Origin of the sequence: Crenothrix polyspora, assembly GCF_900163755.1 — a bacterium.
Lineage (GTDB): Bacteria > Pseudomonadota > Gammaproteobacteria > Methylococcales > Methylomonadaceae > Crenothrix > Crenothrix polyspora.
Genome location: NZ_FUKI01000090.1, coordinates 1 through 14,200, shown reverse-complemented (window position 1 = coordinate 14,200; position 14,200 = coordinate 1). Strand labels below are relative to the sequence as shown.

Annotated in this window: 15 protein-coding genes and 1 pseudogene; 11 read left to right on the top strand and 5 right to left on the bottom strand. The window is 43.2% G+C overall.

Features of this window, described 5'->3' with window-relative positions; translation table 11 throughout:
* Positions 1 to 164: 164 nt before the first annotated feature.
* Both CRENPOLYSF2_RS04915 and CRENPOLYSF2_RS04910 read right to left on the bottom strand, forming a co-directional pair.
* Complete coding sequence (locus CRENPOLYSF2_RS04915) at positions 165 to 1,784, bottom strand: CotH kinase family protein (RefSeq protein ID WP_087142831.1); 1,620 nt, start codon at positions 1,782 to 1,784, stop codon at positions 165 to 167.
* 62 nt (positions 1,785 to 1,846) lie between these two features.
* Positions 1,847 to 3,205: a Do family serine endopeptidase gene (locus CRENPOLYSF2_RS04910; RefSeq protein WP_087142830.1), complete on the bottom strand. Its 1,359-nt coding sequence runs from the start codon at positions 3,203 to 3,205 to the stop codon at positions 1,847 to 1,849.
* Between the two features lie 146 nt (positions 3,206 to 3,351).
* Between CRENPOLYSF2_RS04910 and CRENPOLYSF2_RS04905 the strand changes: the two genes are divergently transcribed.
* The gene (locus CRENPOLYSF2_RS04905; RefSeq protein ID WP_087142829.1) at positions 3,352 to 4,716 is read left to right on the top strand and encodes a cyclic nucleotide-binding domain-containing protein; all 1,365 of its coding nucleotides are present in this window, start codon (positions 3,352 to 3,354) and stop codon (positions 4,714 to 4,716) included.
* Between the two features lie 57 nt (positions 4,717 to 4,773).
* On the opposite strand, the gene rpmG is transcribed toward CRENPOLYSF2_RS04905, so the two are convergent.
* Positions 4,774 to 4,929, bottom strand: a complete 156-nt coding sequence (gene rpmG, locus CRENPOLYSF2_RS04900; RefSeq protein ID WP_087142828.1) for a 50S ribosomal protein L33 — start codon at positions 4,927 to 4,929, stop codon at positions 4,774 to 4,776.
* A gap of 18 nt (positions 4,930 to 4,947) precedes the next feature.
* Positions 4,948 to 5,184, bottom strand: a complete 237-nt coding sequence (rpmB, locus tag CRENPOLYSF2_RS04895) for a 50S ribosomal protein L28 (RefSeq protein WP_087142827.1) — start codon at positions 5,182 to 5,184, stop codon at positions 4,948 to 4,950.
* A gap of 125 nt (positions 5,185 to 5,309) precedes the next feature.
* On the opposite strand from rpmB, the gene gshB reads away from it, so the two are divergent.
* From gshB to CRENPOLYSF2_RS04860, 7 genes are read left to right on the top strand one after another with little or no spacing between them, the layout of a single operon-like run.
* Positions 5,310 to 6,257 (top strand): glutathione synthase, encoded by a 948-nt coding sequence (gene gshB, locus CRENPOLYSF2_RS04890; protein WP_087142826.1) that lies wholly within the window; start codon positions 5,310 to 5,312, stop codon positions 6,255 to 6,257.
* A 2-nt stretch (positions 6,258 to 6,259) separates the two neighbouring features.
* On the top strand, positions 6,260 to 7,156 hold the full coding sequence (locus CRENPOLYSF2_RS04885) for a TonB family protein (protein ID WP_087142825.1): 897 nt from the start codon (positions 6,260 to 6,262) through the stop codon (positions 7,154 to 7,156).
* A 33-nt stretch (positions 7,157 to 7,189) separates the two neighbouring features.
* Positions 7,190 to 7,759: a YqgE/AlgH family protein gene (locus tag CRENPOLYSF2_RS04880; RefSeq protein WP_087142874.1), complete on the top strand. Its 570-nt coding sequence runs from the start codon at positions 7,190 to 7,192 to the stop codon at positions 7,757 to 7,759.
* On the top strand, positions 7,752 to 8,228 hold the full coding sequence (ruvX, locus tag CRENPOLYSF2_RS04875) for a Holliday junction resolvase RuvX (protein WP_087142824.1): 477 nt from the start codon (positions 7,752 to 7,754) through the stop codon (positions 8,226 to 8,228). The genes CRENPOLYSF2_RS04880 and ruvX overlap by 8 nt, the downstream gene beginning before the upstream one ends.
* Positions 8,203 to 8,724, top strand: coding sequence for a bifunctional pyr operon transcriptional regulator/uracil phosphoribosyltransferase PyrR (gene pyrR / locus CRENPOLYSF2_RS04870; RefSeq protein ID WP_087142823.1), 522 nt, complete (start codon positions 8,203 to 8,205; stop codon positions 8,722 to 8,724). The genes ruvX and pyrR overlap by 26 nt, the downstream gene beginning before the upstream one ends.
* Positions 8,721 to 9,686, top strand: coding sequence for an aspartate carbamoyltransferase catalytic subunit (locus CRENPOLYSF2_RS04865; protein ID WP_087142822.1), 966 nt, complete (start codon positions 8,721 to 8,723; stop codon positions 9,684 to 9,686). Before pyrR ends, CRENPOLYSF2_RS04865 begins: the two co-directional genes overlap by 4 nt.
* Positions 9,683 to 10,966: a dihydroorotase gene (locus CRENPOLYSF2_RS04860; protein WP_087142821.1), complete on the top strand. Its 1,284-nt coding sequence runs from the start codon at positions 9,683 to 9,685 to the stop codon at positions 10,964 to 10,966. Before CRENPOLYSF2_RS04865 ends, CRENPOLYSF2_RS04860 begins: the two co-directional genes overlap by 4 nt.
* A gap of 284 nt (positions 10,967 to 11,250) precedes the next feature.
* On the opposite strand, the gene CRENPOLYSF2_RS18775 is transcribed toward CRENPOLYSF2_RS04860, so the two are convergent.
* Positions 11,251 to 11,652 carry a hypothetical protein gene (locus CRENPOLYSF2_RS18775; protein ID WP_176371041.1) on the bottom strand — a complete coding sequence of 134 codons (402 nt, stop codon included), beginning with the start codon at positions 11,650 to 11,652 and terminating at the stop codon, positions 11,251 to 11,253.
* Positions 11,653 to 11,815: 163 nt separating this feature from the next.
* Here CRENPOLYSF2_RS18775 and CRENPOLYSF2_RS04850 point away from each other — a divergent pair.
* The 3 genes and pseudogenes from CRENPOLYSF2_RS04850 to CRENPOLYSF2_RS04840 all read left to right on the top strand — a co-directional run.
* A pseudogene (locus tag CRENPOLYSF2_RS04850) lies at positions 11,816 to 12,076 on the top strand (SPFH domain-containing protein); the annotation flags it as partial.
* A gap of 88 nt (positions 12,077 to 12,164) precedes the next feature.
* The gene (gene moeA, locus CRENPOLYSF2_RS04845; RefSeq protein WP_087142820.1) at positions 12,165 to 13,415 is read left to right on the top strand and encodes a molybdopterin molybdotransferase MoeA; all 1,251 of its coding nucleotides are present in this window, start codon (positions 12,165 to 12,167) and stop codon (positions 13,413 to 13,415) included.
* 39 nt (positions 13,416 to 13,454) lie between these two features.
* Positions 13,455 to 14,072 carry a Uma2 family endonuclease gene (locus CRENPOLYSF2_RS04840; RefSeq protein WP_087142819.1) on the top strand — a complete coding sequence of 206 codons (618 nt, stop codon included), beginning with the start codon at positions 13,455 to 13,457 and terminating at the stop codon, positions 14,070 to 14,072.
* Positions 14,073 to 14,200 lie beyond the last annotated feature (128 nt).

Genomic DNA, 14,200 nt, shown 5'->3' with positions numbered 1-14,200 from the left:
CTTAAGGTGGGACATCCGTTCGCCCTGAGCTTGTCGAAGGGCTTGTGGTTCATGGTTCGACAAGCTCACCACGAACGACTTTTATTATTGTGTCCCGCCTTAAGCGGGTAGCCAAAAATAATCAACATTATTAATGCGGCATTTATCCAAGGCCAAACATCACCTTATTTTTCAGGTAAATCCCGTACAATCTTATCCGCTTGCGGCAACCAACCAGTCAAATAACTGTTAATGTATTTTGCTGTGCCCATAGCAACATCGGTTTCATTTACAGGCCAGTGCCAACGCGCGGTATTTCTGGCCTTAGCACCGGCTTGATTTGATTCATCAATATACACGCTAAAACGACTCACCATTTTAGCTTGACGGAACTCGGTGCTGCGTAATTTGTTCCACCGCGCTTTTAATTTTTTGTTAAAACCGGTAGCGGGAATGTGGGTTAATCGTCTGATAAGATTATTGGTATCCGGCTCAAAGTCAAACCAATTAACGCCAAAAGAACCATCATGATCCCAGGACAACATATAAAATTTACCCGATCCGCTTTTAGCCATATTAAAATTATGCCTGACATTATCCTCAGCATGCGACACTAAAACCAGCGCCCACCAATCAACCACGCTGTCAAGATCAATACGCTTAGCAATACCTGCAACAAAGGCTTTATCAGTAGACTTGGCCACGAAATCAACAAAATCAACTAATGGCTCAAATCTTTGCACATCTTTTGGTTTAGGATACACCTGCACAAAATTATTTTTAACCGTACCGGATTCAAAAAAAAGTGTGTCCTCATCAATATTGGCTTTATACAGTACGCTGCCGTTTTCTGGATCTTTGAAATTAACCTTTTTCCACTGCGCTACACCACTACCATCAACGGGGACGCTAATTTTTTTCAGATCGTACATTTTACGCCCTGGCTTTTCATTTAACACATAAACGCCATCATAAATCCCGTTCTTAATTACCTCTGTTAAATGGCCACGCAAAGATGCCTGACCATGAGCAACACCCAGTTCATCCTTGTAAGCGCCAGGACGGATAGCACGAAAAATATCATGACTGACTAAATTGCGATGAAACGTGCTGTCTGCATCATGAACACAATCCAGAATCCAGTCACTGTCTTTGTTCAAATCCAATAAGGTAACGTCATCACCTTTAGTCCAGTTGGTTGCTTTGGCGATTTCCACATCCAATGATTTTTTCGGCAAGGTTTGCGAAACTTCACTGCCTCGAAATTCAATCCCCATGTTGCGAATACCGGTATCTTGCTTAAACTGCCCGCTCAATAAACGAAAAGTTCCTGGCAACTTAGACACATCAATAATCTTTGCCGCCGTCAGCTGAATGACTGGAAGATTAGTAAACAGCACGTTATAGGTATCCAGTAAAACACCATTTTTATAACGCTGTATGGGGATTTTTGCACCGTACTTAATAGCTTTCAATGCAATACCAGCCCCCGTATTAAGGAGCTTACCATTGATAGCAAACTTATAACCCGCCGCCTGTTTATAGCTTAGCGTAAGCGTATAATTAGCGGGTTTATTAAAGCCTTTCCCCAATGAAACGAACAATAGTTTTTGCGCTACTTCAACACCTACGCCAATACCATTAATTTTTAAATCCTGCTCTAACCACGTTACCGATGCGGCTGATTTCTGTTGCGTAACAGGCGTTATTATGGTGTTCGCGGCACTGGCAAAGCCTGCATAACTGGCTAATAATATGCAACACAGCTTATCAACTGTTAACGACTCTCTGCTTTTGCTTTTCATAATAATTACCTCAGTTGCGAAAACACATTATATAGCTGTGCTGCACCTACTCAGCTGTATTTCTACTGTAAAACAACAAAAAACGCTTCTTGGCCACGCTGAAGATTAATTAACAAGCCATTATTAGGATCGGCGACTTGCTTTAATTCATCAAAATTATGCACACGGTATTGATTGGCTGACACAATCACATCGCCTGGCCGTAAACCGGCTTTCCAAGGCCGAGATGCCGCGTCTATTTTTTCAAGTAAAACACCTTCAACTTGATCTTTATCGGTTACACCCAACACCGTACCTTGCAAAGCCGGATGTAACTTACCGCCAGCTAGCTGTGGACGCACCTGTTTACCAATGGTAGCGGTCGTTTGTTTCTTTTCATTACCACGATAAAAATCAATACCTACCGTATCACCTACTTGCAGTAAACCGATAATATTGCGAATGTCATGGCTGCTTTTAACGGCTTTACCATTGGCAGTTACAATAATATCACCGAGTTGCAAACCGGCTTTTTCGGCTGGTGAATTACTTTCAATACGGCTAATCGCCGCGCCTTGTTTGTTTTCCAAATTAAAAGCCTTAACCAGTTCCGGTGTTAAATCTTGTGTGTGAACACCCAATAGCCCACGGCGCACTTCGCCATTTTTAACCAGAGATTCTTTAATCGTCATCACCATATTGGCAGGAATAGCAAAGCCGATACCCACATTACCACCGCTAGGCGCTAAAATTGCGGTATTCATACCAATAAATTCACCGCGCAAATTCACCAGAGCGCCGCCTGAATTACCTGGATTGATCGAGGCATCGGTTTGAATAAAATCCTCATAACCCTCAATACCTAAACCAGAACGGCCTAAAGCGCTAACAATACCCGAAGTGACGGTTTGCCCTAAGCCAAACGGATTGCCAATAGCGACAACAAAATCACCGACTTTGGATTGGCTGGAATCAGCAATCGCTAATTGGGTTAAATTTTCCGCTGGAATTTGAATAACCGCGACATCCGCATCAGGATCAGTGCCTACCAAACGTGCGCTTAGCTGACGACCGTCGGTGAGTGTCACCATAATTTTGTCGGCTTTATGGATAACGTGGTTATTGGTTAACACTAAACCTTGGGCGCTGTCGATAATAACCCCCGAACCCAAACTGTTTTTTTGCTGTCTCGACTGATTAGGTGCATTAAAAAATTGCCGAAAATAGGGATCTTGCATGAGCGGATTTTCTTTAGCCGCATCGGTGGATGTCGAAATATTAACCACCGCTGGCATACAACGCTCTAACATGGGTGCTAAGGTGGGTAGCGGCTGTCCGTCTACTGTTGATGGTAGCCCTGCCGCAAATACACCGGTACCCAAAAACAGACTAATCGGCAGAAGTATCAAAAAAAAGCGTTTTTTTATTAAATGACTTTTCATAGTTTGCCCAAAAAATAATTAATCACGATTACTAAGACAATATAAGCACCAAATGGTTTATTTCAAGCGTACTCGAATCTGGTTTTTTAAACAAAAAACCAAGAATAAACTATTATTCCACTGTATTGTTATTTTGAGAGTTTTTTATGGCTGTAGACTTATCTTCTGCGGACGGTTTAGTTGTCCGCAATCTTATACCATTAGTAAGCTTGCCGAGCGTACCCTTAAAAGCTTTGGCCGCTAATATGGTGATCGAAGAAATCCATAATGATTTTTTATTTAAAAAAGGCGATACCGATAAGCGATTAATTTACCTGATTAAAGGCACAGTAATTTTGCAAGCTCAAGGCTTGGTGGTAGATACCCTTAATATCGACAACGATTCAGCACGTTTTGCTTTAGCGCATCAAATTCCTAGAAAAATTGATGCGCTCGCTAAAGGCACGGTGCGCTTTTTGCGATTAGATGCTGAAACTATCAATAATCCACCGACGTTGGTTTATCAGGAAGATACCGGTTATGTCGTTTTTGAAGAGTCGCAAAGTGACACGGATGACTGGATGACACCTTTATTGAAATCTCATATATTTCAAAATATGAGTCCGGTTATTTTGCAAAAAATAACGCTGGGACTAGAATCTGTCAATTTCAATAAAGGTGAAATCATTCTAAAACAAGGCACTACCGATGCGTATTATTATGTTATAAAAAATGGCACATGCTTGCTCACGCATAAGCCTGCACCAGAAGCCGCAGAAATTAAGTTGGCTCAAATTGGTAAAGGTAATACTTTGGGTGAAGATGCCTTGATTTTTAACGCACCCAGAACCGAAACCATTACCGCGCTCACTCAAGTCAGTTTATTGCGCTTACCCAGACAGCAATTTATTAGCTTAATTAAAGAACCCTCGTTACAGTGGGTTGATTGTCTTGAAATGCAACAACTATTGCTATCCGGCGCGATCATACTTGATATAAGAACCTTGCATGAGTATGGCGATCGTCATATTACCGGTAGCATTAATATCCCGTTTCCTGCTTTAAAAGCGCGTTATAAAAAACTCAGCGTAGAAAATTCGATAATTATTGTTGGCAATGACACGACCACTAATGAAGCAGCGGCTTTTTTCTTAATCAAGCATAAATACCGTGCGTTAATTTTAAAAGTTAGCATCGGGGATATTGTGGTAACACTCGAAAATGCAGTCACTTTCTTTAGTTATGTGAGTGATTTTTCAACGCAACAACAGCAAGACGATACTGACTGGAAGCCGCAGTACGTTTATACAGAATCTGCTTATGGCCATTCAAACAACGACTTGGATGCTCGAATAGATGCGCTAACCACCGAAAACATACTGTTGAAAAAAAATTATGCCGAATTAAATCAACATTTAGCACATATGAAAGCGGATAAGGAAGCGGCTGAAAAACAATATCGTATACTGTTTAAACAAGTAGAAAAATTAACGCAGGTATTGAATAAATTCAAGGGAACAAAAACACAGTAAACCTGTGTTGTACAAAAACCAAGTACAGTGTGATACTGCACTTGGCTTATGCGGTATTTATTTGATTTTTGCTTCTTTGTAGATAACATGTCTACGGACGAAAGGATCAAATTTTTTGATCTCCATCTTTTCGGGCATGGTTTTTTTATTTTTGGTAGTGGTATAAAAATGGCCAGTACCTTCAGTAGAGATCAATTTAATTTTATCGCGCATGGGTTTATCTCCTTAAAGTTAGGCTTTTATGCCGCTTTTACGTACATCCGCCAACACAGCGTCTATACCTTTTTTGTCAATAATACGCATAGCCTTAGCAGAAATTCTAAGACGAACCCAGCGGTTTTCACTTTCTACCCAAAATCTGTGGTGTTGCAGATTAGGCAAAAAACGTCTTTTGGTTCTATTGTTTGCGTGTGATACGTTGTTACCGGTAACTGGGCGTTTACCCGTTACTTGACATACTCTAGACATGATTATCCTCTTGGCGTGTCTAATTCAAAAGTTATCCCACCTTTATACCAAAAAAACACCTCAAGGTAAATAACAAACTATAATATGCGCCAATGTTACCCCAAAATCACACAAGCGAGACACTGATGCAGATTAAACTTGGCATAGTCATGGATCCGATTGAGCGGATTAATATTAACAAAGACACCAGCTTTGCCATGCTATTAGAGGCACAAGCACGCGGCTTTGAGCTGCATTATATGGAATTAAATGATCTTTTTTTACGTAATGGCATCGCCTATGCAAGATCGCGCACGCTAAAAGTACAACGCAACGCCAGCCAATGGTATGAATTTATCGCCGAGCAAGACATTGCATTGAATAGCTTACAGGTTATTTTAATGCGTAAAGACCCGCCATTTGATCAAGAATTCCTGTATGCCACCTATTTATTAGAACTTGCCGAGAGCCTTGGCACTTACGTTGTTAACAAACCGCAATCTTTACGCGATGCTAACGAAAAACTATTTACCGCCTGGTTTCCGCACTGTTGCCCAGAAACCTTGGTAACACGAAATTCTGCTAGAATTAGAGCATTACTTGCAGAGCATGGCGAAATTATTTTAAAACCCCTGGATGGCATGGGCGGTGCGTCTATTTTTTATATACATCAGCACGATGCCAATTTAAGTGTTATTTTAGAAACCATGACACAACATGGTAGTCGCTACGTGATGGCACAAAAATATTTGCCCGAAATCAAAGCCGGTGATAAACGTTTATTACTGATTAACGGCGAACCGATACCTTATTGTCTGGCGCGTATTCCAGCACAAGGTGAAAGTCGTGGTAATTTAGCGGCCGGCGGTAGCGCTGTCGGACAAGCCATTACCGAGCAAGACCGATGGATTGCTGAACAAGTAGGCCCCACCTTACGTGCAAAAGGCTTAGTGTTTGTTGGTTTGGATATTATCGGCAATAAATTGACAGAAATTAATGTCACCAGCCCTACCTGTGTACAAGAGCTGGATCGACAATTTGGTATTAATATCTGCGCCTTATTAATGGATCATATAGAGAAAACCTTACAGTAACTATGTCAAACAATATTAGCTTTGATCGTCCGAACTATTCCAACAGTGACTCGCTGATACTGGCGTTATTTGTCGCGGTCGTCGTGCATATTATTGTGGGCACAACAGTTAAATTCACCACACCGCATGTAGATAAAATCAGCCGCTCCTCTATAGATGTAACTTTAACGCAAGCACCCACTAAAAAACCGCCCAAGCAAGCAAAATTTTTAGCCCCTGACAATCAGGAAGGCGCAGGCAGTAAAGTCAGAAAAGCCAAGCCGCCGATGCAAAAAATGCAAAGTCACGCGGAAAAAACAGAACCACATGAAAAACCGCTGAAAAAAATTCACTCAGAAGACAAAGAAGCACACGAAATAAAACAACAAGCCGCACCTAAAGCGCTTATAAAAAAGAAATCCGAAAAAAAAATAATCACCCAAACTAAACCAGTAGCGACCCATAAAGTTGAAGAAAAACCGCATATTGATGCCGAAACATTGCGTCAGCAAATTGCACAATTAGGCTCAGAAATCAGCTATCATCCAGAAGGCAGCGACAATACTAAAGCGAAAACGTTAGCGCAAGTCAGTACCCATAAATTTATAGCTGCGCAATATATCAAAGATTGGGAAAGTAAAGTTGAGCGCACCGGCAATCTTAATTTTCCTACTGTTGCGACAAAAAAAGGCTCTAATAGTCTAACTATGGACGTGGGTATTCAAGCCGACGGCAGCATCAAAAGTATCCGTATCCGCAAATCCTCAGGCAATGCTGCATTGGACGAAGCGGCTAAAAATATTGTCAAAATGAGCGCCCCGTTTGCCCCCTTACCCAGCGCGTTACTCAAAGAGTTGCGCGTTTTGGTCATTACCCGCAAATGGAAGTTTTCTGACGAATCTGGTATGACAACCCCATAATCTCACTGAACATTAATGGCACATTCAATCGATATGCATAACGCAACTTACCTAAATAACCAATTCATTATCGCGATGCCCGCGCTGACCGATCCTATTTTTTTTCATACTGTCACCTATATGTGCCAACATAATGAGGACGGTGCATTAGGCATCGTCATTAATCGTTTGGCAAATATGAAGCTCGGCGAAATATTCAAGCAAATGAATATTTCAGTAACATCAGAAACTGCTGCCAATATGCCTGTTTTTACCGGCGGCCCCGTGCAGCAACAGCGCGGCTTTGTGTTACACACCAACACTAACAGCGGCAAATGGGATATGACGATGGCAGTGTCTGATGCTATTTCGCTAACAACCTCGCGTGATGTTATTGAAGCGATTGCAGCGGGTGAAGGCCCTGAACAATATTTAGTCGCACTGGGCTATGCCGGTTGGTCTGAAGGGCAATTAGAAAAAGAAATGCTTGATAATACCTGGCTCAATACCCCGTTTGGCAAACAGGTATTATTTGATACCTCCATCAATATGCGCTGGAGTGCGGCGGCCGAGCAAATTGGTATTAATATTACCCAACTTACTGCACCTGCTGGGCATGGTTAAGCGCGACCCACTACAGCCCAAACAGTCTGATACCTATCTGGGCTTTGATTTTGGTAATAAAAAAATAGGTGTTGCAGTGGGTCAAACTACCACCTATATGGCCAGTCCTTTACACACCCTCCGCGCCATTAATCAAAATCCTGACTGGCACGCTATCAGTCAATTGATTAAAGAATGGCAACCCATAGGTTTAGTGGTGGGTATTTCCAAACAATATGATGGCTCGGATAACGCCATTACCCCACGTATGTTAAAATTCTGCCGTCAACTGGAAGGACGCTTCCAACTGCCGGTCTATCAACAAGATGAAACGCTATCGACGTTTGAATCTAAGCAGTTGCTGTTTGATGACGTTAAGCTCAGCGCCACTAAACTTTGGGAAGTAGAAGATCAGTTGGCCGCCCACCTTATTTTACAAACCTGGCTAAACAACTGTACAAAAAATGACCCACACACCTTTAAAAATTAACGAATTATTGGCCGCTCTTCAAACCAATATCGCCGCCGCCATCAGCACACGGCAATTGAGTAATCCCTTAATGATTGGCATTCACAGCGGCGGTGTCTGGGTAGCCGAAGCCATGCACCGGGCTCTTGCCATTAAAGAACCGCTAGGCTTGCTGGATATTGCCTTTTACCGCGATGATTTTTCACAAATCGGCGTGCATCCCAATGTTAAACCCAGCCAGTTACCACCTAATCTCGACGGTCGTGACATTATCTTAGTCGATGATGTGTTCTATACAGGCCGCACTATCCGTGCTGCACTTAACGAAATATTTGATTACGGCCGCCCTAACCAAGTTTTGTTAGCGGTGTTAATCGAGCGCAATGGCCGACAAATACCGCTAGCACCGGATTGCGTAGGCGCAACCATTAACCTTGATACAGGGCAACGTATTAAATTAACAGGCCCGCAGCCGCTGGCCATTCATGTTGAAACTGTTGCTGTGGCGGTCTCATGACAAATAATCTACAACTGAATTCGGAAGGCAAGCTCAAGCATTTTCTAACCATAGATGGACTGGACAAAGGTTTGCTGACCGAAATTCTCGATACCGCTGAATCCTTTGTCGGCATGTCCGATCAGCAAATTAAAAAAGTGCCGTTATTACGTGGTAAAACTATCGTCAATTTATTTTTTGAAAACAGCACCCGCACCCGCACCACGTTTGAACTGGCCGCTAAACGCTTATCTGCCGATGTTATCAGCATCAGTATTGCCACCTCATCAACCGCCAAAGGCGAAAGCCTGCTCGATACCATCCGCAATCTGGAAGCCATGTTTGTCGATATGTTTGTGGTGCGCCATAGCATCAGTGGTGCAGCGCATTTTATTGCCCAACACACTGCGCCACACATCAGCGTTATTAATGCCGGTGATGGCCAACACGCCCACCCAACGCAAGCCATGCTAGATTTATTCACCATCCGGCAATATAAAAAAGATTTTTCTAAGTTACGCGTCGCCATTATTGGCGATATTTTGCATTCCAGAGTAGCGCGATCCGAAATTCAGGCGCTTAATGCGGTAGGTGTGGCGGAGGTGCGGGTAATTGCTCCCAAAACCCTGTTACCCGCGCATGTAGAAACCTTAGGCGTAACGGTGTGCCATAATCTAACCGAAGGTTTAAAAGATATAGATGTCATCATTATGCTACGTCTGCAAAAAGAACGCATGGCATCGGCGCTGTTACCCAGTGAAAACGAATATTTTAAATGCTTTGGTTTAACCGAAGACAAACTGGCCATCGCCAAACCGGATGCGATTGTCATGCACCCAGGGCCCATTAACCGTGGTGTAGAGATTGATTCTAAAGTTGCCGATGGCCCACAATCGGTTATTTTAAGACAAGTCAGTAACGGTATTGCCATTCGTATGGCTATTATGGCCATGGCCATGCAAAAACAAGGAGCCAGTGAATGAAGCCCAGCATTCATATTAAACACGGCAGAATCATTGATCCTGCCAATGGCATAGACCGTGTCGGTTGTGTGTATGTTGTTGACGGTAAAATTGCCGCACTCGATCAACCACCTGATGGCTTTAGCGCTGATGAAATAATCGATGCCCACGATCATATCGTGTGCCCTGGCTTTATTGATCTCAGTACCCGTTTGCGTGAGCCCGGCCAAAGCCGCAAAGCAACGATTGCCAGTGAAACCCAAGCCGCCGCCAGTGCTGGTATCACGACGATGTGCGTACATCCTGATACTATTCCGGTAATTGATACGCCTGCTGTAGCCGAATTAATTAAAGATTTAGCGGAAAAAGCCGATTACCCGCAAGTTTACCCCATTGCCGCCTTAACACAAAAACTGGAAGGTACCGAATTAAGCTCTATGCTGGCACTTAAACAAGCCGGTTGTATTGCGGTGGGCAATGCCAATCAGCCAGTAAAAAATTTGCTGGTATTACGCCGCGCAATGGAATACGCTGCCAGTCACAATTTATTAGTGATGTTTCGGCCTAATGATTTTTGGCTGGGCAATAATGGTTGTGTACACGAGGGGGCAATCTCTACCCGTTATGGCTTACCCAGCATTCCAGAAGCCGCTGAAACTATTGCCGTCGCCCAGTGTTTAGAATTGGTTGAACTGACCGGTTGCCGTGTACACTTTGGTCAACTCAGTTGCAAACGCTCGGTTATTAAAATACATCAAGCCAAAAAATACGGTTTAAATATCACTGCCGATGTCGCCATTCACCAACTTCATCTCACCGAAAATGATATGGCCGCTTTTGACAGCGCTTACCATGTGTTACCACCGCTGCGTACTGAAACCGATAAAAACTACTTAAGACAAAGTTTGGCCAGTGGCACGCTAAACAGTATCTGCTCCGACCACCAACCACACGACATTGATGCCAAACTCGGTGCGTTTCCTGAAACAGAACCTGGCATGTCGTCTTTAGAAACCTTGCTACCGCTTATGCTTAGGCTGATAAATCAACAAACCTTAAGTTTATCGCAAGGTATAGCGGCGCTTAGCACGCATCCTGCGGCAATTCTTGGCTTGAACAGCGGGGCATTAACGGTAGGCTTTGCTGCGGATATATGTGTGTTTGATCCGAATTTAAGCTGGCAAGTTAATAACACCAATTGGCGCAGTATGGGAACCAATACGCCTTTTTGGGGTTTAACTTTTAAAGGCCGCGTAACGCATACTTTACAAGCCGGCAAATTTATCTATCGCCTAAGCTAATTGCTGCGCTACCTGGGCGATAAAAACACCCGATAACACAAGCATATTTGGGCTATCAACTTAAGGCGGGACACAGGACAATACGTGGGGTGGGCAGGCTGTTTTGCCCACCAGCCAAACGCGGTAAAATCCTATGTGGGCAGAAAAGCATTGCCCACCCTACAGTTGCAATTGTCCCGTTTAAAGTTAGCCCATATTTGTACTTTAAATTTTATGCGGCAAGCATGTACAGTGGGCAGAAAAGTGTTGCCCACCTTACATTTTAAAGCGGATACTTTTCTACCTTATTTTTTTGCGGGTACTTCAGGTGTGGCAGGTGCAACAGCGGGCGCAGTTACAGTAATTGGCGCAGGTGTCACCGATGTAGGCGCAGCGATTTGTGGTGCTATTGTCGGTACAGTGGCTTGTATTTCTGGCACAGGAACAGGTACTGTCGCTAAAGGTTTCGCTTCCACTTTAGCGGCATCAGCCACTGGCACTTTAGTCCATTGATTCGGTGTGCCACCTTGTCGATGACCTTCGCCAAACATGGTAAAGGCAACCATCGTTAATACGGTAGTCACCATTAGAACTATAAATCTGCTAGGCTTATCCATAAAGAACAATGACCATTGTGGCTTAATCATACCAATAATAAAAAAAAGTATGGTGAGTAAGCCTAAGTTGAGAGCAGCAGTCGTTAGCATTGAATATTTACCTCTTATACTGTATTAAAATTTTCAATTATTATAAAGAGACACTTTAAAGTTAAAAGTGTATTTGTAAAGCACAGACATCAAATTTTATGACGAAGCTATTGCAATAATAATGCGTTAACAAGGGGTGGGTTATGAGTGGTATCAGCGTATTTTTTCTTACGACTTAACCCCTGGGTTAAATATCATTATGCCCGTCATTGATCGTATTGGTGCCAAAATGATCATGATGAAACAGGTGATGAGTGTACCATCACAGGAAATTATTACCAAAGATAACGCGATGGCAACAGTTGATGGTGTGGTGTTTTATCAGGTGATAGGTGCACCTAAAGCCGCGTATGAAGTCAGAACACTCGATATTGCTATTTTAAATTTAATCATGACTAACATTCGTACGGTTATGGGTTCACTGAGCCCCGCCCCCCGACAAAATGTGCTCACTAGCATTATTGATGCGAATAGTGGCGCTGTTGTTAGTCAATCTGAGGCAGTTACACACTATGATTGATGCTTGCACCCCAAAATCCAAACCCTTACTAACCATTAACGAAGCCTTAGAAAAAATACGGCTAGCGATACAGCCTATTACACAATCAGAAACTGTCCCATTAAACACAGCCTTGGGACGTATTCTCGCAGAGCCGATTTACTCTCCAATCAACCTGCCATTCGACAGAAATTCGGCAATGGATGGCTATGCGTTTGCAAGTAATGATAAGCCCGAACAAGGCACCTTCTTTTTGGAATGCGTGGGTACATCGTGGGCGGGCAAACCTTTTGTGGGACAACTGCAAATCGGCCAATGCGTGCGCATTTTTACCGGTGCAGTGTTGCCGCCGGAAACCGATTCCGTCATCATGCAAGAAAATGTACAAATTGATGGCAACCGCATTGTGTTTCCAGAAGAGTCTGCCATTCATGACAATGTACGGCATGTTGGCGAAGACGTGCAACAAGGCAGTTGTTTAATTGCCCCCCCTAAAAAACTGACCGTATCTGACATCAGCTTATTAGCTTCAGCAGGGGTGGCACAAGTGCTTGTTAAACGGACGTTGACAGTCGCGTTTTTTTCTACCGGTGATGAGTTGGTAACATTAGACCAACCGTTAAGCACCGGTAAAATTTACGACAGCAACCGTTACACACTGCAAGGTTTATTGGCGGATGTCAATATTTCCGCTACCGATTTGGGTATTATTCCTGATGACAAACAGTTACTGGAAGACAGTCTTGTGGCCGCCGCAAAAAATTTTGATGTGGTCATTACCACGGGCGGTGCATCGGTGGGCGAAGCGGATTATGTGAAAGAAATTTTAGAACGTTGCGGCGAAATGAACTTTTGGAAAATTGCTATTAAACCGGGTAAACCGTTGGCGTTTGGCAAAATTGGCACGCGTTATTTTTTTGGTTTGCCAGGCAATCCGGTATCGGTGATGGCGACGTTTCAACAAATTGTTGCGCCAGCACTGCGGCAATTAGCGGGCGAATCGCCCAGTAAGGCGCTTAGAATTACGGCTACCTGCACAAGTTTGCTTAAAAAAGCAGCGGGGCGGCAAGAATTCCAACGCGGTATTTTAACACAAGATGATAACGGTGATTTTTTTGTGGTGTCGTCTGGGGCACAGGGTTCTAATATACTCAGTACACTCAGTAAGGCGAATTGTTATATTGTGTTGCCGTCAGCATGCACCGGCGTAAAATTGGGTGACAAGGTTATCGTTGAACCGTTCAGTTTGCTACTGGGCGAGTGATATGGATTTAATGGATAAACACTGTAAACGAGGTGACGTATGGCGACAACTGATCTAACAGAATTAGATTTAAATGGCAGCTACACTTATGCCGATTATTTAACATGGCAGTTTACCGATGCGGTTGAGCTAATTAAAGGCAAAATTATGGCGATGAGTCCTGCGCCTAATTCAGAGCATCAAGGTATTTCTTGGCGTTTAGGTGGGGCTTTGTTTGTTTTTTTTAAACAAAAACAGTGTCAAGCGTACGCTGCACCCTTTGATGTGCGCTTATACGACCGTAAAAAATCCATCGTTGCCAATCGGGACATTTATTCGGTAGTGCAACCTGATTTATGCGTTATCTGCGATAAAACCAAAATTGATACCAAAGGCTGTTTGGGGTCGCCGGATTGGGTGATAGAAATTTTGTCCAAAGGTAATTCCAAAAAGGAAATGCAGATTAAATATCAGCTCTATCAAGAAAGTGGCGTAAAAGAATATTGGCTGGTGTACCCAGGTGAAAGGGCTGTGCATCAATTTTTTCTCGATGAGCAAAGCGAAAAATACCAATTACTGAACATGTATTCCGGTGAAGATATTGCCACGCCGCAGTTATTTCCTGATTGTCAGATTGATTTACGGGAAGTGTTTGAGATGGATGAAATGGATGAGTAACTACTTAAATTGATTGGATAATATTTTAGGTGACACACCTACTTACAGCGTTTTCAACTTAAGACAGTTACAGCCACCGTTCGTGCTGAGCTTGTCGAAGCATGAACGGCACACTTCGACAAGCTCAG

What these genes read in the sequence shown, in the direction of transcription:
- CRENPOLYSF2_RS04910 (WP_087142830.1), bottom strand. Translation starts at nt 3,205, where the DNA reads ATGAAAAGTCATTTAATAAAAAAACGCTTTTTTTTGATACTTCTGCCG.
- CRENPOLYSF2_RS04880 (WP_087142874.1), top strand. Translation starts at nt 7,190, where the DNA reads ATGCATAACGCAACTTACCTAAATAACCAATTCATTATCGCGATGCCC.
- rpmB (WP_087142827.1), bottom strand. Translation starts at nt 5,184, where the DNA reads ATGTCTAGAGTATGTCAAGTAACGGGTAAACGCCCAGTTACCGGTAAC.
- CRENPOLYSF2_RS04865 (WP_087142822.1), top strand. Translation starts at nt 8,721, where the DNA reads ATGACAAATAATCTACAACTGAATTCGGAAGGCAAGCTCAAGCATTTT.
- rpmG (WP_087142828.1), bottom strand. Translation starts at nt 4,929, where the DNA reads ATGCGCGATAAAATTAAATTGATCTCTACTGAAGGTACTGGCCATTTT.
- CRENPOLYSF2_RS18775 (WP_176371041.1), bottom strand. Translation starts at nt 11,652, where the DNA reads ATGCTAACGACTGCTGCTCTCAACTTAGGCTTACTCACCATACTTTTT.
- CRENPOLYSF2_RS04885 (WP_087142825.1), top strand. Translation starts at nt 6,260, where the DNA reads ATGTCAAACAATATTAGCTTTGATCGTCCGAACTATTCCAACAGTGAC.
- CRENPOLYSF2_RS04915 (WP_087142831.1), bottom strand. Translation starts at nt 1,784, where the DNA reads ATGAAAAGCAAAAGCAGAGAGTCGTTAACAGTTGATAAGCTGTGTTGC.
- CRENPOLYSF2_RS04905 (WP_087142829.1), top strand. Translation starts at nt 3,352, where the DNA reads ATGGCTGTAGACTTATCTTCTGCGGACGGTTTAGTTGTCCGCAATCTT.
- moeA (WP_087142820.1), top strand. Translation starts at nt 12,165, where the DNA reads ATGATTGATGCTTGCACCCCAAAATCCAAACCCTTACTAACCATTAAC.
- CRENPOLYSF2_RS04860 (WP_087142821.1), top strand. Translation starts at nt 9,683, where the DNA reads ATGAAGCCCAGCATTCATATTAAACACGGCAGAATCATTGATCCTGCC.
- gshB (WP_087142826.1), top strand. Translation starts at nt 5,310, where the DNA reads ATGCAGATTAAACTTGGCATAGTCATGGATCCGATTGAGCGGATTAAT.
- ruvX (WP_087142824.1), top strand. Translation starts at nt 7,752, where the DNA reads ATGGTTAAGCGCGACCCACTACAGCCCAAACAGTCTGATACCTATCTG.
- CRENPOLYSF2_RS04840 (WP_087142819.1), top strand. Translation starts at nt 13,455, where the DNA reads ATGGCGACAACTGATCTAACAGAATTAGATTTAAATGGCAGCTACACT.
- pyrR (WP_087142823.1), top strand. Translation starts at nt 8,203, where the DNA reads ATGACCCACACACCTTTAAAAATTAACGAATTATTGGCCGCTCTTCAA.